21 protein-coding genes are annotated in these 24,360 nt (G+C 49.7%); 16 read left to right on the forward strand and 5 right to left on the reverse strand.

Annotated elements, in window-relative coordinates; translation table 11 throughout:
• Positions 1-137: 137 nt before the first annotated feature.
• The 16 genes from flgB (at position 138) to IE090_RS05410 (ending at position 18,923) form a co-directional block, all read left to right on the forward strand.
• Positions 138-536 carry a flagellar basal body rod protein FlgB gene (gene flgB, locus IE090_RS05335; protein ID WP_189387311.1) on the forward strand — a complete coding sequence of 133 codons (399 nt, stop codon included), beginning with the start codon at positions 138-140 and terminating at the stop codon, positions 534-536.
• Between the two features lie 2 nt (positions 537-538).
• Positions 539-985: a flagellar basal body rod protein FlgC gene (gene flgC, locus IE090_RS05340; protein ID WP_189387312.1), complete on the forward strand. Its 447-nt coding sequence runs from the start codon at positions 539-541 to the stop codon at positions 983-985.
• A 10-nt stretch (positions 986-995) separates the two neighbouring features.
• The gene (locus IE090_RS05345; protein ID WP_189387313.1) at positions 996-1,790 is read left to right on the forward strand and encodes a flagellar hook assembly protein FlgD; all 795 of its coding nucleotides are present in this window, start codon (positions 996-998) and stop codon (positions 1,788-1,790) included.
• Between the two features lie 20 nt (positions 1,791-1,810).
• Positions 1,811-5,509: a flagellar hook-basal body complex protein gene (locus tag IE090_RS05350; RefSeq protein WP_189387314.1), complete on the forward strand. Its 3,699-nt coding sequence runs from the start codon at positions 1,811-1,813 to the stop codon at positions 5,507-5,509.
• Between the two features lie 229 nt (positions 5,510-5,738).
• Positions 5,739-6,485: a flagellar basal body rod protein FlgF gene (locus IE090_RS05355; protein WP_189387315.1), complete on the forward strand. Its 747-nt coding sequence runs from the start codon at positions 5,739-5,741 to the stop codon at positions 6,483-6,485.
• A gap of 36 nt (positions 6,486-6,521) precedes the next feature.
• Positions 6,522-7,307, forward strand: a complete 786-nt coding sequence (gene flgG / locus IE090_RS05360) for a flagellar basal-body rod protein FlgG (protein WP_189387316.1) — start codon at positions 6,522-6,524, stop codon at positions 7,305-7,307.
• 10 nt (positions 7,308-7,317) lie between these two features.
• Positions 7,318-8,004 (forward strand): flagellar basal body L-ring protein FlgH, encoded by a 687-nt coding sequence (gene flgH / locus IE090_RS05365; protein WP_189387317.1) that lies wholly within the window; start codon positions 7,318-7,320, stop codon positions 8,002-8,004.
• A gap of 11 nt (positions 8,005-8,015) precedes the next feature.
• Positions 8,016-9,116, forward strand: coding sequence for a flagellar basal body P-ring protein FlgI (locus IE090_RS05370; RefSeq protein WP_189387318.1), 1,101 nt, complete (start codon positions 8,016-8,018; stop codon positions 9,114-9,116).
• Positions 9,113-9,415, forward strand: coding sequence for a hypothetical protein (locus IE090_RS05375; protein WP_189387319.1), 303 nt, complete (start codon positions 9,113-9,115; stop codon positions 9,413-9,415). The genes IE090_RS05370 and IE090_RS05375 overlap by 4 nt, the downstream gene beginning before the upstream one ends.
• 273 nt (positions 9,416-9,688) lie before the next feature.
• On the forward strand, positions 9,689-10,684 hold the full coding sequence (gene flgJ, locus IE090_RS05380) for a flagellar assembly peptidoglycan hydrolase FlgJ (RefSeq protein WP_189387320.1): 996 nt from the start codon (positions 9,689-9,691) through the stop codon (positions 10,682-10,684).
• On the forward strand, positions 10,677-13,661 hold the full coding sequence (gene flgK, locus IE090_RS05385; protein ID WP_189387321.1) for a flagellar hook-associated protein FlgK: 2,985 nt from the start codon (positions 10,677-10,679) through the stop codon (positions 13,659-13,661). The genes flgJ and flgK overlap by 8 nt, the downstream gene beginning before the upstream one ends.
• Before the next feature lie 40 nt (positions 13,662-13,701).
• Positions 13,702-14,940: a flagellar hook-associated protein FlgL gene (flgL, locus tag IE090_RS05390; protein WP_189387322.1), complete on the forward strand. Its 1,239-nt coding sequence runs from the start codon at positions 13,702-13,704 to the stop codon at positions 14,938-14,940.
• A gap of 79 nt (positions 14,941-15,019) precedes the next feature.
• Positions 15,020-16,024 (forward strand): UDP-N-acetylglucosamine 4,6-dehydratase (inverting), encoded by a 1,005-nt coding sequence (gene pseB / locus IE090_RS05395; protein ID WP_189387323.1) that lies wholly within the window; start codon positions 15,020-15,022, stop codon positions 16,022-16,024.
• A complete protein-coding gene (gene pseC / locus IE090_RS05400; protein ID WP_189387324.1) occupies positions 16,021-17,160 on the forward strand; it encodes a UDP-4-amino-4,6-dideoxy-N-acetyl-beta-L-altrosamine transaminase in 1,140 nt (379 codons plus the stop codon). Before pseB ends, pseC begins: the two co-directional genes overlap by 4 nt.
• Positions 17,161-18,246: an N-acetylneuraminate synthase family protein gene (locus IE090_RS05405; RefSeq protein WP_229815484.1), complete on the forward strand. Its 1,086-nt coding sequence runs from the start codon at positions 17,161-17,163 to the stop codon at positions 18,244-18,246.
• Positions 18,243-18,923: an acylneuraminate cytidylyltransferase family protein gene (locus IE090_RS05410; protein ID WP_189387325.1), complete on the forward strand. Its 681-nt coding sequence runs from the start codon at positions 18,243-18,245 to the stop codon at positions 18,921-18,923. The genes IE090_RS05405 and IE090_RS05410 overlap by 4 nt, the downstream gene beginning before the upstream one ends.
• Here IE090_RS05410 and IE090_RS05415 read toward each other — a convergent pair.
• The 5 genes from IE090_RS05415 to IE090_RS05435 all read right to left on the reverse strand — a co-directional run bounded on the left by IE090_RS05415 (position 18,915) and on the right by IE090_RS05435 (position 24,323).
• Positions 18,915-19,484 (reverse strand): YdcF family protein, encoded by a 570-nt coding sequence (locus IE090_RS05415; protein WP_189387326.1) that lies wholly within the window; start codon positions 19,482-19,484, stop codon positions 18,915-18,917. The genes IE090_RS05410 and IE090_RS05415 overlap by 9 nt on opposite strands.
• Positions 19,481-20,542, reverse strand: coding sequence for a pseudaminic acid synthase (gene pseI / locus IE090_RS05420; protein WP_189387327.1), 1,062 nt, complete (start codon positions 20,540-20,542; stop codon positions 19,481-19,483). Before pseI ends, IE090_RS05415 begins: the two co-directional genes overlap by 4 nt.
• Positions 20,539-21,111 (reverse strand): formyltransferase family protein, encoded by a 573-nt coding sequence (locus IE090_RS05425; protein ID WP_229815486.1) that lies wholly within the window; start codon positions 21,109-21,111, stop codon positions 20,539-20,541. Before IE090_RS05425 ends, pseI begins: the two co-directional genes overlap by 4 nt.
• A gap of 33 nt (positions 21,112-21,144) precedes the next feature.
• On the reverse strand, positions 21,145-21,765 hold the full coding sequence (locus IE090_RS05430) for a pseudaminic acid biosynthesis-associated methylase (protein ID WP_189387328.1): 621 nt from the start codon (positions 21,763-21,765) through the stop codon (positions 21,145-21,147).
• A 584-nt stretch (positions 21,766-22,349) separates the two neighbouring features.
• Positions 22,350-24,323: a motility associated factor glycosyltransferase family protein gene (locus IE090_RS05435; protein ID WP_189387329.1), complete on the reverse strand. Its 1,974-nt coding sequence runs from the start codon at positions 24,321-24,323 to the stop codon at positions 22,350-22,352.
• Positions 24,324-24,360: the final 37 nt, after the last annotated feature.

A 24,360-nucleotide genomic window follows, 5' to 3' on the forward strand; every position in this document is an offset into this window, starting at 1 on the left:
TGGGCTGCGAGGCGCATGGTTGCGCGGTTGCCTGTTTTTTTGAGTTGTTTTTAGCGACTGGTATGGCCCTTGCAGATGTGTTGTCAAACGCGGCTGATAAGTTTAGGTCGCAGAGCAGATTGAACGGGGGCCAGAGTATGGGCGCGATTAACTTCTCTAACGGTTTAGGTATTCATGCCAAGGCATTGCAGTTGCGGGCGGCACGCGCAGAGGTGTTGGCCAATAACCTAGCGAATGCAGATACACCGGGATTTAAAGCGCGTGATATCAACTTTCGCGCCATTTTGGCTGAGGAGCAGCAACAGCAGTCGACATTGTCGATACAGCAAACCCGCGAGGGTCACTTGGAAGGCTCACGTCGCCAGCATGACGATTTGCTCTATCGCATCCCAAACCAGCCAGCCGTTGATGGCAACACGGTAGAAACTCAAATCGAGCAGGCCATTTATTCCCGTAATGCCATGAGTTATGAGGCCAGTTTTGAGTTTTTAAACAGTAAGTTCAAAGGCATGCGCAATGCCTGGCGAGGAGAATAATCATGTCGTTAAGTAATGTTTTCGATATCGCTGGCTCTGGTATGAATGCCCAGTCGATTCGCTTGAATACCACCGCCAGTAACATTGCCAATGCAGAGAGCGCCTCCAGCTCAGTAGAAGAAACCTACCGCGCTCGCAAACCTTGGTTTGCCGTGATGCAACGGGAGTTTACCTCGGTCAATGAACGCGGTCAGTTTCAAAAGATTCAGGGGCAAACCGGTTTGGGCGTAGATGTGTTAGGCATCGTCGAAAAAGACTCACCGCTGAAGCCTAAGTTTCAACCCGATCACCCAATGGCGAATGAAGACGGTTACGTTTATTACCCCAACGTCAACGTGGTGGAAGAAATGACCGATATGATGTCGTCCTCACGCAGCTATCAAATGAATGTCGAAATGATGAAAACGGCCAAACAAATGCTGCAGCGTACCTTAACACTGGGCCAGTAGGGAGGTCGTCATGTCCATTAATGATGTTGGCAGTGTCAACCAAGTATTGGATCAGTATCGCACTGATAGTAAGAATAAAGACGAGCCGAAAAAAAATGAGCTGGGTAAAAATGCTTTTCTTGAGCTGATGGTGGCTCAGCTCAACAACCAGAACCCACTGGAGCCGACAGATAACCAGGCATTTGTGGCACAGCTCGCGCAGTTTTCCAGTGTTGAGGGCATTGATAACCTAAACAGCACTGCCGAAAGCATGATGAGCCAGCTCAATTCTACTTCGGCACTGCAGGCATCCAGCTTGGTTGGGCAGGCGGTCATTGTGGATGGTAACGAAACCGGTTTACTGATGAATGGTGGCATTGTCAGTGGTTACAGTGAATTATCAGCCTCAGCCGCCAATATGCGTTTACAAATTAAGAGTAAATCGGGAGAGCTGCTGGAGCAGATTCCGCTGGGCAACCATGGCGCTGGGCCAATGTCGATTCGCTGGGATGGCTACAACCTGATGATGGACGGCGAAGTGCAAGATATCGATCACAGTCAGTTGAATCGTCAGGTATTCCAGAAAGACGAAGACGGCGAGTTGGTGCTGGATGATAACGGCAATCCAATTCCAGTCGCTTACCCACCGGGTGAATATAAGTTTGAAATTACCGCATCGATTGGCGGTAAAACAGAGCAAGTCAATATGCAGATGAGCTCTCGGGTTGATAGCGTCACCATGTCGCCAAGTGGCCAGGTAACGCTCAATCTGACCGGTGGCCAGCGCGCCACCATGGACGAAGTTAAACAAATTCTTGACGCATAAGCGGCAGCGGAGAGATCACTATGGCATTTAATATTGGTTTAAGTGGAATTCGGGCTGCCTCAACGGACCTTGAGGTAACAGGTAATAACGTGGCTAATGCCAGCACGGTCGGCTTCAAGGAATCGCGCGCCGAATTTGCAGATGTTTATACCACCACTTTGCTGGGCACGGGTTCAAAGCCGGTAGGCAGCGGTGTGCTGGTTGATAATGTGCGCCAGGAATTTAGTCAAGGTAATATCAGCGGCACTGAAAATGCCTTAGATATGGCCATTGATGGCAATGGTTTTTTTGTACTGGATGACAAAGGCTCGGTCTCTTACACCCGCTCTGGTATTTTTTCATTGGATAAAGACGGTTGGGTAACAGCCAACAATGGCTCACGCCTGCAAGGTTATGCTGCCAATGAAAATGGTGTGGTGAATGGCGTTTTGGACGATATACGTATTCGTGTTGCTAACCAAGCACCGCGATTAACATCGTTAGTGTCGGCGGTGTTTAACCTCAATGCTTCTTCACCTATTTTACAGGAGCAAGGCTCGCAACTGACCACTAACGGCTTGGCTATCGGAGCACCCGATGCCGGTATTATTGAAGATACGCGCACAGTTTTGGATACCTCCGGTCAGCCGGTAACGGCAGGCACTCGCACTACGTTAACGCATACAGTCGACTTAACCACAGTGGCGGACGTAACCACACCGGCCGACCCTGGCGCTTTTGGTGTAACTATCGATCCGCTGGATGGCTCTGGTCCGCAAGTGATTAATATCCCTGGTGGTACGGTAACAGTAGGGGCCAACCCAACGGAGCATTTGCAAAATATTTTAAATGCTTTGCAAGCGGAAATAGATGCCGTCTTTGGTAACAATGAATTTAATGTCACCACCAATCAGTCGCCTTTGGCTAACCCGTTGGTGAGTCCGACCAATCTGATCATTGAGCGGACCGGCTATGATGCCACCACAGGCTTGGGTATGTCGGTCACCACGCCGACCGGTAGCTGGAATACTTTGTTTGGTGATCCAACGGCCGCCGCTCTGGTGGCGGGTACCGCTGGGCAAAAACTATTTACAGGTTCCAGCCCCTTAACGGCAGATTTTCGCAGCATACCCGGCACCTCGACGACAACGCGCACCACGGCCACACCGCCACTCACCATTACCGATTTTGAAGCGGGTGACCATGCTCAGGTTGCATCGACAGTGACTGCTGGTACCACGGTCATTGGCGACTTTTCCGCCGGTGGCGGCAATACCATTGTCTTTGATATGGAAGTCACGGACTTGGCCGGCACTACGACCAGCCAGACCATTACCTTAGACGACACAACGCTGGCCGGTGCCGCTGACATTAACAATGTCACGATGGAAGAAATTCGGGCGCAGATAAACACCCAAATTGGCGCTGGTGCGTTAAATGGTTTGGTGTCTGTCAGTGCAGGCCACCCAATGACCTTTACTGCCAGTACTGCGGATAATGGCGATAGCTTGGTGCTGGTACCGGGGCCAAGTACTAACTTTGATTTATCCACCATCGGCTTTGCGCCAGCCAATCGCAGCGATACTGGTGATGCCGATGTGTTGCCCAATAACACGTTTCGTATTCAGGTCTTGGGCGCCACCACACCACCCGATAATTCCAATGCCTACAACATTACCATTGCACCTGGTAATTATGCCTCGCTGAATGATTTAGCGGCGGCCATTCAAGCGCAAATTGATGTCAATACTGGGGCCAACGGCATTGCAGGACGAGTCAGTGTGCAGGCCGTCGGTGGCCAGTTGGTATTTACCAATACCGATGTGGGCTCGGAATACAGTATTTCATTAAGTGCCAATCCAACCTTGCCAGGTACACAAGGGCAGGATTCGTTAGAAGCATTGCAGTTGGATAACCCTGCCGTATTTCTGGGTACCGATGAAATAGATCGCTCCAACTCCTTCCGTATATCTCTAACGGTGCCGGCGCCTGACGAAGAGGGGCGTAGTGGTACCACAGTGATTTCTTTGGACGAGGAATATCGTTCGGTTCAACAGTTAGCGGCGAGCATTAACCGTCAATTAAACAGCGTCGATTCTGAAGCTTATATTGGTGTGCAAGCCCAAGCCGTTGAAGTGGAGCCAAGGGTCGTACCGCCAGAGTTTAAACTGCAATTTGTGGCCACGGAGGCAGGTGAGGCATCGGTGATTACCTTGTCGGACTTTGTCGCTAACGGCGAAGATATCAGCATTGATCAGCTCTATGGTGTGCTGCAAGTGGATGAAGATGACGAATCGTTGCTCACCACCGGCATTGAAGGGGTGACCAATGAATACCCAGAGCAGAGCGTAACATTGACCGACCCAGACGGAAATGAAACCGAAGTGGTGATCCCTGCGCGCAGTGAAGCCAATGAAATTGCGTCGCTGTTTAATCAGCAGCCAGGCGTAACGGCATCGGCCGAAACGCAAATGACGATTCCGCGCAATAGTTTTAATAGCCCGACTGGGCAAATTCGCCTCAGCGTTAACGGTCAGCAATTAACGTCGGCATCGCTGGAAGATATGGCCGAAGAAATCAACTCGTTTCGCAGTACTACGTTGCCAGGCTTTAGCGCCAGCGTGAATGAGTTGGGCGATTTAATTATCGACAACCAGATTGGTCGTGATATTAAAATTGAGATGAGCAGCCCAGTCGATACCGACTCTCTGGTGGTCAGAGGCGCACCGGACACTGGCCCCGTGGTGCTAGGGGGCACAGCCACAGCTGATCGCGCCGCTGCTGTGGGTGGGCAGGTGAGTTTTATTCTCAATGAAGATTACACCCTGAGCCGTCCAGAGCCGGCTGTGTCGGGTATTTTTGGTGCGCTGAATGAAGATGAGTTTACCCCCTATGTACTGAACTCTTTTGACCCAACGGACCAAGACACCTATAACTTTGCGACCTCGACTACCATTTACGATAGCTTGGGTGTGCCGCATATCATGAGCAAATATTTTGTACGTGAGCCCCTCGACCCGACCCGGCCCAATGAGCAAAATATTTGGGCCATGTACGTGCAAATTGATGATCAAGATGTCGGCGATCCTGACCCGACACTGCCATTTCCGCAAAACCTCGAGCCAACGCGAGCACGCTTCGAGTTGTTTTTTAACCAGGATGGCACCTTGGATACTAATGCCACCGGTGATTTATTTGTGACCAATTGGGATCCAGTTGACGAAGACGGCAACCCAACGGGCGCGCTGGCGTCGCGTAATGTGTTGGAGGGCGGCTTACCTTTAACAGACCCCCCAACAACGTCTAACTTCCAGATTGATTTGGAAGGTACCACTCAGCATGGCGGCGCCTTTGCCACCAACGATATCAATCAAAACGGTTACGGCACGGGTCGTTTGACCGGTTTGGAAATTGACCAAGATGGCATTATCTTCGCCCGCTTTACCAATGGTCAGGCGCAAACATTGGGGCAGGTGGCCTTGGCCAGCTTCCGCAATCCAGAAGGGCTCACGCCACTCGGTGATACCGGTTGGGGGGAGTCGTTTGAGTCGGGCAACCCGACCATTGGTCAGCCGCGTACCGGTGCTTTTGGTCAGGTACGCTCTTCAGCACTGGAGGATTCTAATGTCGATTTGTCCGAGGAGTTGGTGGGGCTGATCATTGCGCAACGAAACTTCCAGGCCAGTGCTAAAACCATCGAAACCACGGACCAGGTGACCCAAACCATCCTCAATATATAATCGTGACAGAGCCAGGCAAACCTCTATGTTTGCCTGGCTTGTTATTGGGGCGGCAACGCTCCACCTAGGCATAGGTTGAGCGCTGCCGTTCTACTCTCTAAAACGTCAAAATCCCACCGTTATTTCTCCCTAACTTATTGAAAATAAAGTGTTTTTAGTTCTGGCACGAGCCGTGCATTCACATAGGGTAAATGCCAACCGAACGACCTGAAAAGGTCATGAGGATAAGATGGATAAAGCACTTTACATCGCCATGTCCGGCGCCAAACAAAACACCTTAGGGCAGGCGGCACATGCCAATAATTTGGCCAATGCCAGCACTACTGGGTTTCGCTCGGACTACACCCAAAGCCGCGCCATGGGGGTATTTGGTGAGCATTTCCCTAGTCGCGCTTATGCCATGACCGAACGCCCCGCCAGTGATTTTCGCCAAGGGCCATTGCAGGAAACCGGTCGCCGCATGGACGTTGCCATTGAAGGCGATGGCTGGTTTGCCGTGGTGGGGCCGGACGGCGAAGAAGCCTATACCCGCGCCGGAGACCTCAGTGTCGACCCAGCTGGTCGCTTAATTAATGGTCAGGGGTTGCAGCTGATCGGCGACGGTGGGCCGGTAGTGTTGCCCGAGTTCGAACAAATCGAAGTCAGCCGTGCCGGCATTGTTTCTATTCAGCCGACAGGCGATGTACCTGCCGGTGTGGCTGAGCCGGTGCAGCTGCGTTTGGTAAGGCCCAATGTGCAGGCGCTGGAAAAAGGTGAAGACGGGTTGTTTCGTTTTCGTGATCCACAAGCACCTGAGCCACCACCGGATTTAAATATCACTTTGGTGAATGGTTTTGTGGAGGGCAGTAATGTCAATGCCGTTACTGAACTGACCAGCCTGATTCAACTGAATCGCCAGTATGAAATGCAAGTAAAACTGATGAAGAAAGCGGATGAAAACTCCGCAGCAACCACACAAATTCTGGGTAACCAGTAGGCCAAGCCCTGGGTCCACCAGCAGGAGTAATGACTTATGATGCCAGCACTTTGGGTCAGTAAAACCGGTCTGGAAGCGCAGGATTTAGCGTTAACTACGGTGTCGAATAACCTGGCCAACGTATCTACCACCGGCTTTAAAAAAGATCGCCCTGTATTTGAAGACTTGTTGTATCAAATTCAGCGCCAGCCCGGCGCCAATACCTCCGCCGATTCACGCTTACCCTCGGGTTTACAGCTGGGCACCGGGGTACGTACTGCCGGAACACAAAAGGTGTTCACCACAGGCTCTTTGGAGCTAACGGATCAGCCTTTGGATTTGGCCATTAATGGTCGTGGTTTTTTTCAAATTCAGAATCCAGACGGCACCATTGGTTACACGCGTGACGGGACATTTCATATCAATAATGAAGGCATCGTCGTCAATGTTAACGGCTACCCGTTAGAACCGCAGATTGCGATTCCCGATCAAACCAATCAGCTCACCATCAGCAAAGACGGTATTGTCCAAGCCACGTTGTTTGGTGACCCAAACCCGCAACAGCTGGGGCAAATTGAAGTGGTGGATTTTATTAATCCGGCCGGTTTGCAGGCACGTGGCGGCAATATCTTCCTAGAAACCGCAGCCAGCGGCGCACCGCAGGTGGGTGTGCCTAATGAAGACGGCTTTGGCACCGTAGAGCAAGGGGCGCTGGAAAACTCCAACGTTGAAGTGGTGGAGGAGTTGGTGAAAATGATTACTGTACAGCGCTCCTATGAAATGAACTCCAAGGTGGTGTCAGCCGCCGATAAAATGATGCAGTTCCTGACACAAAACGTGTAGGAGGTTGGCCATGAGTAGCTGGAAATTATCTATCGTTGCTATTGCACTGGTACAGGCTGGTTGCACCAGTGTGCCCATGCAAAAAGACGTATTTCCCAATGACCCGGATTATGCGCCGGTATCTGCACAGAGCTTGCAAGCACCGCCAGTATCGACGGGGTCTTTGTATCAGGAGCGCTACAATTTTGGGCTGTATACGGACCAGCAAGCACGTAAAGTAGGCGATATTATCACGGTGATTTTTGATGAGAGTTACCGCTCACAAAAATCTGCAGAAACCGTTGCGGATAAGTCATCTAGCAACAACATTGCTGCCAACTCCGTCGCTGGCATGGTACCAGGGTGGAAAAATATAGGCTTGAACACAGATACGGAAACTGACCGCCAGTTTTCTGGCAAAGGTGAGGCGGACCGCTCTAACAGCTTAACGGGACGTATCAGTGTGTCTGTGTCAGAAATATTACCCAACGGTATTTTGCGCATTCGCGGTGAAAAGTGGCTGACGCTGAGCGATGGCGATGAGTACATTCGCATTCGCGGCCTAGTGCGGCCGGCGGATATTACACCTGACAACACCGTAGCATCGTCGAAAGTGGCCGATGCCCGTATTTCCTTTGGTGGTCGTGGTAATCTGAACAACTCCACTGAAATGGGGTGGGGAGATCGCTTGTTTATGTCGCCCTGGTGGCCATTCTGAGGAACACGATCATGATATGGTGGAAAGCGTTAACCGTGATGCTGTGCTTGGCTTTATCAGTTACGCCGGTGCAGGCGGAGCGCATCAAAGACATTACTTCCATCGCCGGTGTGCGCAGCAATCAGTTGATTGGCTATGGCTTGGTCGTGGGGTTGGATGGCACGGGTGACAAAGCGCCATTTACCACACAGACTTTTACCAACATGATGAATCAGTTTGGTATTACGCTGCCAGCAGGCGTAGATCCTAAATTGAAGAACGTAGCCGCTGTGTCGGTTACGGGTGAGCTGCCGCCGTTTGCCAAACCTGGCCAGCGTATTGATGTCACGGTGTCGTCGTTGGGTAATGCCAGTAGCCTGCGTGGTGGATCGTTATTGTTTACTGCCCTAAAAGGTGCTGATAATCAGGTTTATGCTGTGGCTCAGGGCAACCTAGTGGTGGGTGGTTTTGGCGCCGAAGGTAACGATGGCTCCAGCATTACTGTAAATGTGCCCAGTGTTGGGCGCATTCCCAATGGAGCCTCGGTAGAACGCACGGCACCGAGTAGTTTTGCCCGCGGCGATAGTTTAATTTTTAATCTTGATCGGCCAGACTTTACCACCGCCCGCTCAATGGTTGAGAGCATCAATGATTTATTAGGCCCAGGCACAGCAGAAGCGTTGGATGCTACTTCCATTCGCGTCAGCGCACCGCGCGATACAAGCCAGCGCGTGGCGTATTTGTCGGTGATAGAAAACCTAGAAATTGAAACCGGTAAAGAGCGTGCCAAGGTTATTATTAACTCACGCACTGGCACCATTGTGATGGGGCAAAACGTGATGATTGAGCCAGTCGCCGTTACCCACGGCAATTTATCTGTCACTATTACTGAAGATTTTGAAGTATCGCAGCCTAACCCGCTGGCCGATGGTGAAACCGTGGTGGTACCGCAAACCAACATTCAGGTAGACGATGGCGGCGATAGTCGCATGTTTAAATTTGGCCCAAGCATATCTTTAGATAGCATCGTCAAAGCCGTCAACGAAGTGGGTGCCGCACCAGGGGATTTAATGGCAATACTTGAGGCCATGAAGCAAGCCGGTGCCTTAAAAGCGGAGTTAATCGTTATATGAGTCAGGATCTATTTGAGCGTATCAAGCTCTTATCACTAGAAGTTCAGTCACTGGTGCGTCAAGGCGTAAAGGACGGTGTGCCCGAGCGCATTGACGAGCGCAATGCGTTGCTGCGGCAGTGGTTTGCTGAAGTGAACGACTTGATGACCTTAACCAACGAGCAGCAGCAATTTCTTGAGCAATTATTACAGCAAGAGCAACAGCTGTTAACGCAATTAGAGCAGGAGCAGCATGAGCTGAGCAGTCACGAGCGTGGCAAGAAAAAAGTCTCGGCTTATCAGTCGATTTCGCGTAATTAAAAATCCTTGGGCATGTCTGAATAATTTGGTGTCCGCTCTGGATCACCCAAGGGTTTCAGATCATGGAGCCGGTTTGCCGCTGTAGAGCCAGAATCGGCCCCGCAGATCTGTAGTTATCTGGCTCCCCCCGCAGCTCCCCATAGCGTCATTGGCGACGTTGAAAGCCCTGTCTATACGCCTTGTTTTAAAAGTCTGCTGTACTCGCGCACAGTTGTTCAGACGTGCTCCGGTGTTGGCAAACTCCTTGCTTATTCACCCTTAGAGGTGAATTTTATGATTCAGGCAAACTCATCGCCCGGCCAGGTCTATACCGATCTCAATGCTCTACAGGGCATTCGCAAACTGGGCAAAGAAGATCAAAGCGCGGCCTTAATGGAGGTTGCCAAACAGTTCGAGTCGATGTTCGTCAATATGATGTTGTCGTCCATGCGCCAAGCCAATGACGTATTTAAAGAAGACTCGCTGTTCAGTTCACCTGAATCAGGTTTTTATCAGCAAATGTACGACCAACAACTGGGGCTAACGCTGTCGAGTGGCCAAGGAATGGGGTTGGCCTCGGTGATTCATCGCCAACTGCTCAGTAGTTATGGCGAGCAACAGGCGCCACAAGCGTTGGACCACAGCAAGCTGAGCGATCGCCTAATTAACAAACCCACACCGCAGCTGCGCCAGGCGATGGCGGATGTTGAGCAAATATTGATGGACACCCCTGAGCAAGCTGAGCCACAAGCCGCCTCTGATGTTGCTCAGGGAGAAGGTGGCAAGGGGCAACAGTTTGCCTCTGCTGAGGCGTTTGTTGCCGCTGTTTACCCCGCGGCCAAACCGGTGGCTGAACAGCTGGGTGTGGATGTGCGTGCCATTGTGGCTCAAGCGGCGCTAGAGACAGGATGGGGGCGTCACATGATTACCGATGGAGCCGGCCGTAATAGTTATAACTTTTTTGGCATCAAGGCCGATCAGCGTTGGTCTGGGCCGTCAGTGGAAGTCACCACTCATGAATACCGTGATGGCGTGGCAGTGAAAGAAAAAGCGCAGTTTCGTGCCTATGCCTCGTTGCAACACGGCTTAGAAGATTACGCCGCCTTTTTGCAACAGAATCAGCGCTATCAGCAGGCGATTAATCAAGGGCTAGATGGCAATGACTACGGCCATGCTTTGCAACGTGCCGGCTACGCCACCGACCCTGCCTACGGTGACAAAATTCAGCGTATTTCAAATGGTGACTTGCTGCAGCAAGCACTGAAGTCTCTGGAGGCCGACAATGGCTGATATTTTAAGTATTGGTATTTCTGGCCTGAAAGCCCAGCAGGCCGCACTCAGTGTGGTGGGTCATAACATTACCAATGCGGGCACCGAAGGCTACAGTCGCCAAGAAATTAACTTTACCGAGAACCGCCCAGATTTTCAGGCCGGCAACTGGATTGGTGCCGGAGTGTCGATTCAATCGGTACGCCGCGTTTACGATGAATTTTTAGTCGAGCAGCTTAGGCGTGATACATCCACATTTAACTCGTTCGATACCTTGGCCACCAATGCCGAGCAAATTAATAGCTTGCTGGCTGATCCTGGTACTGGGGTTCAACCTGGCCTTGAGCGTATGTTTGGTGCGCTGCAGTCGACGGTGGATGATCCATCGTCGCTACCGGCGCGTGAGGTGCTTATCAGTGAGGCCAATGGTTTGGCAGATCGTTTTTCTGCCATCAATGATCGGTTGGTTGAGCAAAATGATGTGATTAACGGTCAGATGGAGGTGATTGCTGGGCAGATCACCACCATTGCCAAGTCCATTGCGGAGTTGAACGAGCAAATTCAGTTCGCCACCGCCTCGGCCCAGGGACAAGAGCCGAGTGATATGCTCGATCAGCGCGATAAGTTATTAAAAGATTTATCGGAATTGGTGGAAGTAACCGTCAGTGAGCAAGATGACTCGGTGGTTAACGTCGCCATTGGTAATGGTCAGTCGCTGGTTATTGGCAACGATTATAACGAGTTGTTTACCGATCAAGGCGCTCAAGATCCATCGCGTAGCGATTTATACTTTCGCAATGGTGACAGCGTTCAAAATATTACCAGCCAAATTGTTGGCGGCCAGTTGGGCGGTACGTTGGAGTTTCGCCGCCAAATATTAGACCCAACCGTCAATGGTCTAGGGCGTTTGGCCTTGGTTATCAGCCAAACCTTTAATGATCAGCACAAGCTGGGCATTGATTATGATGGTTTAAAAGGTGATCTATTTTTTGACAGTATTAACGAACCGGAGAAAACTTATCAGCGGGTGTTGGGTGATCGCAACAATGCAGACCCAGATGACCGTTTGATTTCTGTACATATTAAAGATGCCGGCCAGTTAACCGACAGTGATTATAAAATCGAGTTTCCAGGCCCGGATGATTATACCTACCGGGTGATTCGCCAAAGCGATGGCGAGCTACTCAAAACCGCCGCTTTGAGTGGCGCCTATCCGGACTCCATTGAGGTTGATGGCTTTGAAATCCGGTTTGAAGGGGGGAGCTTTCAGCAGGGAGACGACTTTCTGGTACAGCCAACGCGCAATGAGTCGGCCAATGTCGGGGTCAACATAACCCGCGCCGAGCAGGTGGCGTTGGCGTCTCCCATCAGCACGGATGCCGCGATTGGCAATAATGGTAGCGGGCAAATTTCTCAGGGTGAAGTGTATGACATCACCACGCCGTATTTATCGAAAGAGGGTGAGCTAGACCCGCCAATTCTGATTCGTTTTACCTCACCCAATCGCTACGATGTGCTGGACAATACCGACCCTGGTAACCCGATCCCGCTGTTTCCACCACTAATGAACCAGGTGTATACGCCTGGCATTAGCAATAATATTCTGCCTGGTGATGAAGGCAAAACCGCCTTCACCAGTTTCGGCGGCTACTTGCCGGCGGCACCAACTTATCAGGCACCGCCACCGGCAGCAATCGAAGAGCCTGGCAATGGTTTTTTCCCTGAGCGCATAAAAATCAAGTTCACGAACCCTGAAACGGGCAAAGAGTTTACTCAGCCGACGTTGACCACGCCTTATCAAGCATCTGCTAAAGAAATTGCAGCGTCATTGTCGAAGCGTGATGGGGTTGAGGCCGTGGCCAGAACCACAGTAGAACTCAGTGACTTTACCGTCGATGAAAGTGATCCATTTTTAAATATGGGGGTGTCGCTAAACGGCATCGAGCTGACGGACACTTTAGGCCCCAATCAGAGCAAATACGATCCTGATTATCCGGATGTCGTGCCCGACCCGATTACCCCCAACTTTATTGCCGACCGCATCAATGCCAATCGTGATTTTCAGGACATGGGCATTGTGGCACGCAGTGATGGCGCCAAAGTGACTGTGATTGCACTCAACGGGGAGGACTTGAGTTTTGAAGTGTCGGGCGATCCGGGTGACGGTTTTTCGGTTAGTAATGGCCAAGACATCATGTTGCGAGAAACAGGCCCGTCACCGGCCATTCAACTGTCGGAGTATGACGGCTACGATTTCTCCGACGGTGGTCCCTATACCTACGAGTTTGATGTGCCCGGCCAAGGTACCTTCAATATCGAAATGACCGGCACCTACGATACAGGTGAGGAAGTACTCGACGGCATTCGTGAACAATTAGAAAACGCCGGTTTTAGCTTTTCTGGTAATTTGGATGTGGCCATTAATGAACGTGGCCAGATCAACTTTCAGCCACGGCTAGAAGTGAACGGTACCGGCGTTAATGGTTCTAGCAAAATCACCATGGGTGGTCAGGTTAAAGTCATCGCCGACCCTAATTACAGTATGGAAATTGCACCGCCGGGTAATAACCTGTTCCCAGAGCAACCGGTTGGAGAAGACGTTCATTTTGGCTTTGATATCGAAATTAGCGGGCTGGTGGCGGCAGGTGATGAGTTTACCGTGAACTTCAATCAGGACGGTACTTCTGACAGCCGCAACGGCATTTCTTTGGCGGCCTTGCAAACTGAGGATACCGTAGGCGGCAATACCAGCTACAGCGAGTCCTACGCTCGTTTGGTGGAAAAAATTGGTTCGGTCACCAGCCGTGCGCAAATCAATCGCGATTCCAGTGAGGTGTTATTACGCAACTCCGCTGATGCCGTATACAGCACCTCGGGTGTGAACTTGGATGAGGAGGCCGCCGCATTGATTAAGCATGAGCTGGCCTACAACGCTTCGGCGCAGGTCATTCAGGTAGCACAGCAAATATTTGATACCTTAATTGGCACCTTCCGATGATTTTGGCAGAGCTTAGCGCAATCGCTATGAGGCATGGGCTATGAGAATTTCAACACAACAGATTTTTACCACCGGCCTAAATCAGATCATGGATAATCAGGCCGCGGTTAACAAAACCCAGCAGCAAGTCTCGACTGGCCGCAAGGTATTAACACCCGCCGATGATCCCATTGCGGCCACCAAAATTTTACAGCTGCAACAAGATCTAGCGCAGCGTGATCAATACGACCGCAACATCACAGCAGCAGAAAATCGCCTAAAGCTGGAGGAGGCCACTCTCAGCTCCGTAACCGAGCAGATGACGCGCTTGCAGGAGCTGACGGTCAAAGCCGGTGGCGGTGCATTAACGCTGGAAGATCGCCAGTATATTGCCGCCGAGGTGTCGCAAATTCAAAACAGCTTGGTGGATTTGTTTAATACTCGTGATCCCAACGGCGAGCATATTTTTGCTGGTTTTAAAGGCAAAGAGCCGCCATTTCAGCCAGGGCCATCTGGGCGCTATGAGTACCAAGGTGATGAAGGCCAACGCTTTCTTGCTATTGGTGCTTCAACCACGGTCGCTACCGGCGATACCGGCAAAAAGCTATTTGTTGATATTCCGGCGGTAAAAAACTCCTTTACCACCTCAGTGAATCCATTGAATACCGGTGATGTGCAGGTGAGTGCCGGCTTTGTGGTCAAAGAAGACGACTATGCCGAGTTCTACCCGGATGATTTGATCGTGACCTTTAATCCGGAATCGGCGGTATCGCCACCTGGCCCGAATTACACCATTCGTCGTGCGTCAGATAATCGCATTGTTGAAGGCAAGGCCAACCAGCCTTATGGCGATGGTAATAGCATAGTGGCAGCTGGGGTTGAGTTTAAAATCCTTGGCCAACCTAAATCAGGCGATGAAGTGTTGATCAACTCGTCTCCCAAGCAAAGCATTACGGATACTGTTTTCCGCTTAACAGAGGGCCTTAACACACTGGCCGATAACCCTGAGGACTCCGCTACTCTGGACATCCTGATTGAAGACACCCTGAACAATCTGGCGGCAGCGCAGACCTCGATTTCTGAGGTGCGCAGTGACATTGGTGCGCGTTTGAACACTGTGGAAAACACCAAAAATCTGTCCGCCGATGTACGCATTGTTAGCCGCGAGGTGCTCTCGAAGCTGTCGGATGTCGATTTTGCTGAAGCCGTGAGCCGTTTATCGCAGCAAACCTTCTTGCTGGAGGCAGCACAGCAAAGCTACACCACCATCTCGCGTCTATCCTTATTCAACCAGCTATAAATGGACCAAGTTTTGCAGTAGGTTAGAAGAAGGCTGGGGAAACTAGCCCAAGTGACGTGATTCTGACGGGGAGAAGGCCATGTTTGATGGTCAGACGATTCTTATAACGGGTGGCACAGGCTCTTTTGGCAAGCGCTACGTCAAAACTCTGCTGCAACAGTATCAGCCTAAGAAGATCATTGTGTTCTCTCGCGATGAGCTCAAACAGTTTGAAATGCAGCAAGAATATAATCACAGCTGCATGCGCTACTTTATTGGCGATGTCCGTGATAAAGAGCGCATGATGCAAGCCATGAAGGGCGTTGACTACGTTATTCATGCTGCAGCGATGAAGCAGGTCCCCGCTGCTGAGTACAACCCGACGGAATGCATTCGTACCAATATTGATGGTGCCGAAAATGTGATTCGCGCAGCCATCGATCATGGCGTCAAAAAAGTAATTGCGTTATCTACCGACAAAGCCGCCAATCCGGTTAACCTGTATGGCGCCACCAAGTTGTGCTCAGACAAGCTGTTCGTGGCGGCAAACAACATGGTCGGCAACGAAATTCCCCGCTTTGCCGTAGTACGCTATGGCAATGTGGTGGGGTCGCGCGGTTCTGTGGTGCCTTTTTTCCGCAAACTGATAGCGGATGGCAGCGATAGTTTGCCCATTACCGATTTGCGGATGACGCGCTTTTGGATCACGTTGCAGCAAGGCGTAGACTTTGTTATTCGCAACTTTTCACGTATGCGTGGCGGCGAAATTTTTGTGCCTAAAATTCCATCGGTCACCATGACGGACTTAGCACAAGCCATCGCCCCTGGGATCGATATGCATGAAATCGGTATTCGCCCAGGCGAAAAGCTGCATGAAACCATGTGTCCGATGGACGATAGCTACCGTACCATTGAGTTCGACGACCATTTCGTCATTTCGCCCGCGATTCGCTTTTATGACGGCGATATGGATTATTTAACCAACGCTGTAGGGGAGGCTGGCAAACCTGTTTCCCAGGGCTTTAGCTATGATTCAGGTAGCAATCCTTGGTTTTTATCGGTGGCAGAAACCCAGCAGCTATTGGCGGTGGCAGAGCAAGAATGAATTATGGCCGCCACTGTATTGATCAGCAGGACATCGACGCTGTCGTTGAGGTACTGCAGTCCGACTTCCTCACCCAAGGCCCTATGGTGCCCCGTTTTGAAAAGGCACTGGCAGATTACGTAGGCGCTGCGCATGCCGTCTGTGCCAACAGTGCAACCTCTGCCTTGCATGCTGCCTGCGCAGCTTTAGAGGTAAATGCACAGTCGCGTGTTTGGGTCAGTGCCAATACTTTTGTTGCCAGTGCCAACTGTGCGTTGCTGCTAGGTGCCAAAGTAGATCTCATCGATATTGATCCTGAGACCGGCAATATCACACCACAGACTCTGCAACATAAACTGGATAATACCGCACAAGAACACTGGCCCACCCACTTAATTGTGGTGCATTTTGCTGGTAACTCCTGTGATATGAAGAATATTGCTGGCCTAGTAAAAGCCAGCGGTTGTCGCATTATTGAAGATGCCAGTCATGCACTGGGAGCAGAACACGACGGTGCTAAAGTCGGTGCCTGCTGCTATAGCGACGTGGCGGTTTTTAGCTTTCATCCTGTGAAAATGATTACCTCAGGTGAAGGTGGCTGTGCTGTGACTCAACAGGGCGACGTTGCCATGCGTATGCGACGTTTCACCAGCCATAACGTTGTGCGTGACCCCGATGAACTGCTGGCTCAAGGCCATGCGATTGATGGTGATTGGTTCTACCTGTCGCAAGCGGCCGCGCCTAATTATCGTATGAGTGATATTCATGCGGCGTTAGGTTTGAGTCAGTTACATAAACTGGATGGCTGGCTAACCAAGCGTCGTGCCTTGGCTGCGTATTATGATCAGTGCTTTGCTGATTCTTCCCTGATGCCACTGAAGCAAAGTCGCCTCAGCAGCTACCACTTGTATGTGGTGCGCCTACCAGAGGGTGCACCCAGAAAGCAGGTTTTTCGAGCAGTGCGCCAAGCGGACATTGGCGTCCAGGTACACTACATCCCGCTTTATCGTCATCCTCATTTACCTCAGGCCGTGTTGCCTGGTTGTGAAAAATATTATCAACAGTGCCTGACATTGCCTTTGCACGTGCAGCTCGATCAGGCCGATTTGGATAGGGTGGTGGCGCAACTCGATCATGTATTAAAGGAGTATTCCTAAATGATGGAAGCAATAGAACCCGCCGTGATTGCTGAACGTAAAATTGGTGATGGGCAGCCGTGCTTTATAACGTTAGAAGCCGGCCCCACGCACGACGGCTTAGCGTCGGCTAAAAAGCTGGTTGAAGTGGCGGCGGAGTGCGGCGCAGATGCGGTGAAATTTCAGATTTTTGACCCAGATCGTTTGGTCGCCGATAAAACCTTGCCCTTCAGTTACGATGTTCTTATCGACAGAGAATCTGGTACGACAGAAACCGTCACCGAACCTCTATACGACATTCTCAGTCGACGAGCATTGCCAGAAACCGAATGGTGGCAGTTAAAGGATTATTGTGACCAGCTGGGGCTGCTGTTTTTTGCCACAGTATCCGATGACAGTTACTTCAGCATGATCGAAAAAATGCAGCTGCCATCACTGAAGGTCGCATCAGCGGACGTTAACCATACGCCTTTCTTGCGTCAGCTAGCGCGTACCGGTGCCTGCATTCAGCTGGATACTGGTAATGCCACATTGGGCGAAATAGAAACGGCCATTGATGTGCTGCGCACTGAAGGCAACCACAATGTCATAGTACACAACTGCCCGTCTGGTTATCCCGCCCGGCTGGATAGTATTAACCTGAAATTATTGCGTACCATTAAGCAAGTGTTCCAGTGCCCCGCTGCGTACTCCGATCATACACCGGGTTGGGAAATGGACATTGCGGCACTGGCGATGGGCGCCGATCTGTTAGAAAAAACGATCACATTAGATCGTATGACGCGCAGTGTTGAGCACACCATGTCGCTGGAACCACAAGAGGTTTGCCAGTTCATTCAAACCATTCGAGATGTGGAAACCGCCATGGGGCAGCCACGTCGTATTATGACGGCGGCTGAACTGGAAAAACGCCAAGCCATTCGACGTAGTGTTTATTTGCTTGATCCTGTCAACGCTGGGCAACCACTGTCGCAGGCCAGAGTCGAGTTTCGTCGGCCCGGGTTTGGTTTGTCGCCGCAGGAATACGAACGCTTTTATCAAGCCACTATTAAGCAGGATTTGCCTGCGGGCACACAATTAAACTTGTCACACTTGAACTTAGCATGAAGCGTATTGCTTTTATTCCAGCTCGTGGTGGTTCTAAACGGTTACCACGAAAAAATATCTTGCCATTTTGCGGCAAGCCAATGCTGGTGCACAGCGTGGATGTAGCAACGAACAGCGGCTTGTTTGATGATGTGGTGGTCTCTACCGAAGATGAAGAAATTGCCAATATTGCTGCACAGGCCGGTGCACGCGTCGATAACCGACGCGATGATTTGGCGGGCGATAGCAATACTGTGATTGAAGTGTGCCGGGAGTTTTTACAACGTGAGCCTCACTGGCAGCAAATGGTGATTTTATACGCGGCATCGCCTTTGCGTAAGGTTGAGGACGTGCAAGCGGTTGTTAACTTATTGGATCAGGGTGACTGTGATGTTGCTATGGGAGTAAGTGAATACAGCAACTATGTTCACCAAGCACTGAAATACGATGAGCAGGGGTTTGCCGTACCGGTATTTCCCGATTGGGTTGCACAGCGTTCCGATCACATACCGGCAATGCATGTCAGCAACGGCAGTTTATATGGGGTTTGGTGTAAAGCTTTTATGCAGCACCCTACGCTGTACCCTGAAAAGCTTAAAACGCATGTTATGCCTCGAGAGCGAGCGGTGGATATTGATACCGAGCTTGATCTCGTTATCGCGGAAGCAGTAGCCCGTCACATGAAGCGCTCATATTAACGCAAATACTTCACCATTGTAGAAAGGGTGGCGGTGTCTGAGGGTGTTGTAAATCGAGCTTTCACTGCCAGTATCTGTGCCTCTAAATGTGTCAATGAATGCCTGGGTAGACTGTTGTTCGTGCTGGATTGTGGCTGGATCATGTAGGTGTGCGCTTTGGGCGCTGCAAACGTCCACATCAATGTTCTTGGGTAAAAGCGTTCGAAAAATTAAGCCGGCTCGGTTGGCGTGATAGTCTGACGTTACGACTACCACGTTACGAACGTCATACGCAGATAAAATATTCTTGCGAATAAAGTAGGCATCTCCGACGGTATCTCTGGCGTGGTTGTCGGTGAGGATGTTTTGTCTGCTTATGCCATAGTCTTGTATCAGCACTTCGGCGACCTGATTTCCTAGGCACAGAGGAGTGTCGTCACGATAGTTCCAACCTGTGGTAACAAAAAAATCTGCTTTGATCTGGTGGAACTGGTCATAAGCCAAGCGAATCCGGTCTTGTGTCTCTTGGTCTAAGTGGCCTTGTTGATCCATCCAATGGGCCAGAATGATGACCGCTTTCATGCGTTATCGTCGCTGCGAACACATTGCCATTCCACTCGGTCTCCACGCTCTACGCTGTGCAAAAGCCGCTGACCAATTATTTGATCTAAGTATTTAGGGGCGAGGCCGAAACCCGGTCGGATACGTCTGATGTGGTGACTTTGGATGATTTCACCTGCCGCCAGGTCTTGAACAAAATACAGTGAGCGTCTAAATATCGTATTCTGTTGCTCACAGGCTGAGCGATCAAAACTTTGGTCTCCCATCGCGCCATGTGCTGTCGATGTGGCCGCTACTAAATCGGACATTTCGCTAGGTTCCAGCGAAAAGGTGCTATCGACACCGCCGTCTGAACGGTCGAGGGTAAAGTGTTTTTCAATCACGCTGGCACCTAAAGCGGTAGCTAAAATACTCGCTGTATTGCCTAGTGTGTGATCGGAAAGGCCCACATGAACATTAAACTCTTGCTGCAGCCGTGTAATTCGTCGCAAGTTGGCTTGACTGAGCGGTGCAGGATAACTGCTGATGCAATGCAGCAAAATCACATCACCACTACCGAATTTTTTGGCCGTCTCTAATGCATCACCCACTTCTTCGAGGGTGGCCATCCCAGTTGACATGATCATAGGTTTGTCTTGTTCGGCGATGCAGCGAATCAATGGCAAATCGGTGAGTTCAAATGAGGCCACTTTATAAGCAGGTGCGTCGAGTGATGCTAATAACTCAACCGCTGTTTCATCGAAGGGTGAGGAGAACAAGGTGATGCCGCGTTGGCGTGCGTAATCAAACAGCTTTTGATGCCACTCGAAGGGTGTGTAGGCTTCTCCGTATAGGTCATATAGGCTACGTCCAGCCCATAAGCCGTCATGAATTATAAAGTCGGGTTTGTCAGAGTTCAGAGTCATGGTATCGGGTGTATAGCTCTGAATCTTAATGGCGCTGACACCGGCTTGCTGTGCGGCATCAATGGTTTTTAAAGCGCGGTCTATGTCGCCATTATGGTTAGCAGACAGTTCGGCAATAATGTAGGGCGGCTGCTGATCTGAGATTTCCCGGCCTGCAATCATGATCGGCTTCATAGTATGCTCCCTCGGTTTGACTTCAGACGTTGAATCTCTGCGGCGATGTTGCTATCCCAACCAGAAAAATCACTCGGTAAATCTGCTAGGTAATGAACCGTGCCGCTGGCTGCTTGGTCATGCAGCTGCCAATTCTTGCTTAAAATAGATTCAATGTTGTCAATAAATAGCTGCTGCACTTCATTCAGCAGTTGTTGGTAGGTTTGACTGAATGTCATATTCGTCGGATTAAACGTTAGTTTTCTTTGATGGAGTATTGGGCCGGTATCAATGCCCTGATCGATCAGATGAATGCTTACACCTGAGGGAGTGCCATCATAGAATGACCAGAAGTTGGGGTGTGCACCACGGTTGTAAGGCAAATAAGAAATATGCAAATTCACCACCGGGCAAGATGCGCTGTCGAGAATTTGCGGGCGAATTATATGGCGATAGCCAAAGCTCACGGCGAGGTCAGCTTGAATGTTCCCCACTGGAGCCGAGCTATGTTCGAGATTGCAGCCTTGTTTTTGTAGCTCGGCTGCAATTCTTGTTTCATGAGGTTCGTAACCTAAAAGCAGTACGTTCACAATGCTCTCATTTTTCTGTGTTTGGAGCTGACTCTACTGTTTTTTGAGCAAAAACCAGTTGGTATTAGCACCAGTCGGGTAGCGTGAATCTCGGTCATAAAAGAAGCCATAGTGAATGAGTTGTAGCTGAGAAAATTGATCCAACATTTCACCGGCGAAATCGCGTTTGAACAGCTTGCCTGTATGACCTCGATAGTCGATGCTGACCGGGGTCGGGTTGTAGTACTCAATCAATAAAATGTACTGACGACTGGTGTCGTAAAGCTTCTGATAGAAGTCTGTTAGGTGGTCTGGATTAATATGAATAAGCACACCTGAGGTAAAGACCAAGTCCGCCGTGTGATCCGGCTGGTAGTCGAGCACGGATTCGTTAATAACTCGACAAATGCCTTTTTCTTTGAGCACGTTAGCTGCATTCGGATTGATTTCGATGCCTGTTAGTTGGCACTCTGGGAGTAGCTGGTGTAGCGCATCTAGGTTGTTGCCAACATTAGGCCCAAATTCTGTGATGCTGTCAGGGGGCGCTATGTGCTGGAGAATTTCTTGGAACTGATGGCGATAGGACTGTCGCAATGTATCGCTATTGTTCCGATTGATGTAGTCATTTCCAAAGTCACTGGACCAAAACTCTTCCTGCTCAGTTTTATAAGACATGGCCTGTTCCTCAATGATTTAATGTGGTCCATTCTGCGTCAACATAGTGATCGTTGCCATCCAGGTGGCGGAAAAGCTCCTGTTTAATGATGCTCAGGTAGGAATGGTTGTCCTGAGACCACAGTTGGTTGGCTTGCTGGGCCTCTTCTCCTCTCGGCGTCGATTCAACTCCGAAGCGCATTATCTGAGCCTGGGTAGAAGAGCGGGTTCTCTGAAGATATGCTCTCACCTTTTCTCCGACAAGAGGTAAAATACGAAGAGGCAACATTAACTACTAGCATGCAGGCTACAATGCCAGATTTATCGTCACATTAAAACAGTGGTGAGCCAACCGGAGGTCATCAGAGCTCTCAATGTTAATCAGTCCACGATTTCTTGTGAGCTACACCTCTGATCAGTGTGCGCATAGGCCATTAGTCTCTTACCTTCTGTGTCAACTATTGTGTCAGCATTGGAGGCTTTTCTCACTTGTGTCTATCTCAAGTGGATTGGCCTTGCTTGGAGGTTGATGTCATTTTGTTTTTGTCATATTTACTCGGTTTTTATTGATTATTTATTGGCGAAGTACTTCTAGGTTTTGACCGCTAGAAGTAGTTCTTGGATGTCCACTCTTCTGTTGCTAAGTGTTTTTCCCCGTCTATTAATTTGTATATTTTTCTTTGTATTTTTTTTGTGTATTTCTTGTATTCCGTTAGCCATAAGTTATTGGCTTTTTGGGCATCCTCTTCATTTAGGATATTAAGGCAGTTGTATAGAAGAAGGAGTGGGAGTCGGTTGATGCCCATGGTGCAATGTTTTATAGATGGGGAGTCTTTGCATAGGTCCTTGATTTCCCTTAGTATTCTAAATATTCTAAATATTTGTTCTTTTTTGTTTGAGTAGTTGCTTAAGGGTTCTGTTAACGCATTGCTTATCTTAAATGCGTTGTCAAAGCTGGATTTGATGAAAATAAGAGTGTCTTCGTATTTTGCAGAGGTGTAGGTAATGCTTTTTTGTGTTTCTTCTGGTTTTAGAATTTTGCTCTCTATATCTGTTGTCGAAGTGTAGGTGGTTCCTTCTATTGCGGCCCCGTGTGAACAGTTGTATATGTTGTTGTTAATGGTTTTTGTTGATTCTTCCATGACTAGCCTGGCTGCATTTAGTGCTGACTTTGTGCCAATGATGTCGCCCTGAGTGGACTGTACTCGGAGGTTGTGTCGTGCTGTTGATGCTCTAAGTGAGGAAAGTTTTTTCGGTAGATTCTTGTGTTGAGATATGTTGCCAGAAGAGTGATGTTCATTGTTTGTGAATGCGTAATCAATTCCAAATAGATAGATGTCAGCCTTGGTCAATCTGGCGGCAACTGCCAGTGCTCCATTAGCACAGTTTATTCCACCCTCACGTAGAATGTTTTCGTCACTGTAAAGTGTAGCTATAGGTGATGATTCGGGGATGAATGCATATACATTATTAAATAATTCAACAAAGCCAGGAGCGCCTTCAATGGTAGTCAGTAGGGTTATATCACTGAGGTTGTATTGTTCATTAATGTGTTGGAGTAAGTCTGCAGCAAGCACTTGGTATTCTAACTCCAAGTGTGCATCAGGGCGTATCCCTGATGCTAACAGTGAAGATAAGCCGCTACCTGCAGTAATGATAAAGAGGTTGTCTCGATGTTTTTTTAGTGCGTCTATATAAATGTCTAGAGAAGGTCCGGCGCCTACAATGGCTATGGGCTTGCCATCGGTTATTTTTGAAGCTTCCATGTTAAGAATCTTGATGCCGCGTCGGCTATTCTCCAAGGAGTTAAGTATACGTTGAGTGTCCGGTCCGACCTTTTCGTAAGCAATGCCAACAAAACTAGAGTACTCTTCGAGCAATTTCTTCTCGGCTTGGTACTTGTCTGAATCAGGCGTATGTGTGTATCTGATGGTTGATGAGCTAAGTGAGGGGAAAAGTTCAACACACTGGACACGTAAATCATGTGTGTAAATTTGTGCTCCTTTTTCCCCCGGTGACTTGGTAATGATCGACAAAAAGTAGCCGTTACTTAGTGATGTAAGAATATCTTGCCAGTCAATACAATATAAGGAGGCTTTCAGTCGGGTGATATCCTGTTCTACCACAGTGATGCTGCGGTACTTTTTTTGATTGGCCAGAATTTCAATGTGATAGCCTAAGCCAACCCCAAAGACTACTAGGTCAAGGTTCGACACGCGTTGCTCTGATGCCTTTAATCGGTGCTGCCGTAAGTGAGAGATGACGGGCTCAAATGCTCGGTCTTGTATTAGATGAGGAAGGTAGTTGGGCATGTTAACGTTGTGGTATGGCTGTGATTCTACTTTCTGGTTAAATCTTTCTACCTCCTCAAGTGCATATTCGGGTGCCCTTCCGCCGTATAAATCTACATTGGAGTCGCTTTGAGGGAGTCCTATTCGGCCAGTCGTTGGATCGATCACCAAGGAAGGTTGGAGCTCACAAGTTGACAGTTGCCTGTAAACGTCAGGCATCTGTCGCTCAAAGAACTGTAAGTTTTTTTGCTCGCGTGCCTTTGCTTTGCGCAGTGCTGTCTCGATCATACATCCCCCTAACCTAGTTTCATTCATAGTATGCAAG

The organism is Bacterioplanes sanyensis, from assembly GCF_014652515.1.
GTDB classification, from domain to species: domain Bacteria; phylum Pseudomonadota; class Gammaproteobacteria; order Pseudomonadales; family Oceanobacteraceae; genus Bacterioplanes; species Bacterioplanes sanyensis.

What these genes read in the sequence shown, in the direction of transcription:
- flgK (WP_189387321.1), top strand. Translation starts at nt 10,677, where the DNA reads ATGGCTGATATTTTAAGTATTGGTATTTCTGGCCTGAAAGCCCAGCAG.
- flgC (WP_189387312.1), top strand. Translation starts at nt 539, where the DNA reads ATGTCGTTAAGTAATGTTTTCGATATCGCTGGCTCTGGTATGAATGCC.
- flgB (WP_189387311.1), top strand. Translation starts at nt 138, where the DNA reads ATGGGCGCGATTAACTTCTCTAACGGTTTAGGTATTCATGCCAAGGCA.
- IE090_RS05410 (WP_189387325.1), top strand. Translation starts at nt 18,243, where the DNA reads ATGAAGCGTATTGCTTTTATTCCAGCTCGTGGTGGTTCTAAACGGTTA.
- IE090_RS05415 (WP_189387326.1), bottom strand. Translation starts at nt 19,484, where the DNA reads ATGAAAGCGGTCATCATTCTGGCCCATTGGATGGATCAACAAGGCCAC.
- IE090_RS05355 (WP_189387315.1), top strand. Translation starts at nt 5,739, where the DNA reads ATGGATAAAGCACTTTACATCGCCATGTCCGGCGCCAAACAAAACACC.
- pseI (WP_189387327.1), bottom strand. Translation starts at nt 20,542, where the DNA reads ATGAAGCCGATCATGATTGCAGGCCGGGAAATCTCAGATCAGCAGCCG.
- flgJ (WP_189387320.1), top strand. Translation starts at nt 9,689, where the DNA reads ATGATTCAGGCAAACTCATCGCCCGGCCAGGTCTATACCGATCTCAAT.
- flgL (WP_189387322.1), top strand. Translation starts at nt 13,702, where the DNA reads ATGAGAATTTCAACACAACAGATTTTTACCACCGGCCTAAATCAGATC.
- IE090_RS05430 (WP_189387328.1), bottom strand. Translation starts at nt 21,765, where the DNA reads ATGTCTTATAAAACTGAGCAGGAAGAGTTTTGGTCCAGTGACTTTGGA.
- IE090_RS05405 (WP_229815484.1), top strand. Translation starts at nt 17,161, where the DNA reads ATGATGGAAGCAATAGAACCCGCCGTGATTGCTGAACGTAAAATTGGT.
- flgG (WP_189387316.1), top strand. Translation starts at nt 6,522, where the DNA reads ATGATGCCAGCACTTTGGGTCAGTAAAACCGGTCTGGAAGCGCAGGAT.
- pseC (WP_189387324.1), top strand. Translation starts at nt 16,021, where the DNA reads ATGAATTATGGCCGCCACTGTATTGATCAGCAGGACATCGACGCTGTC.
- IE090_RS05350 (WP_189387314.1), top strand. Translation starts at nt 1,811, where the DNA reads ATGGCATTTAATATTGGTTTAAGTGGAATTCGGGCTGCCTCAACGGAC.
- flgH (WP_189387317.1), top strand. Translation starts at nt 7,318, where the DNA reads ATGAGTAGCTGGAAATTATCTATCGTTGCTATTGCACTGGTACAGGCT.
- IE090_RS05345 (WP_189387313.1), top strand. Translation starts at nt 996, where the DNA reads ATGTCCATTAATGATGTTGGCAGTGTCAACCAAGTATTGGATCAGTAT.
- IE090_RS05370 (WP_189387318.1), top strand. Translation starts at nt 8,016, where the DNA reads ATGATATGGTGGAAAGCGTTAACCGTGATGCTGTGCTTGGCTTTATCA.
- IE090_RS05375 (WP_189387319.1), top strand. Translation starts at nt 9,113, where the DNA reads ATGAGTCAGGATCTATTTGAGCGTATCAAGCTCTTATCACTAGAAGTT.
- pseB (WP_189387323.1), top strand. Translation starts at nt 15,020, where the DNA reads ATGTTTGATGGTCAGACGATTCTTATAACGGGTGGCACAGGCTCTTTT.
- IE090_RS05435 (WP_189387329.1), bottom strand. Translation starts at nt 24,323, where the DNA reads ATGATCGAGACAGCACTGCGCAAAGCAAAGGCACGCGAGCAAAAAAAC.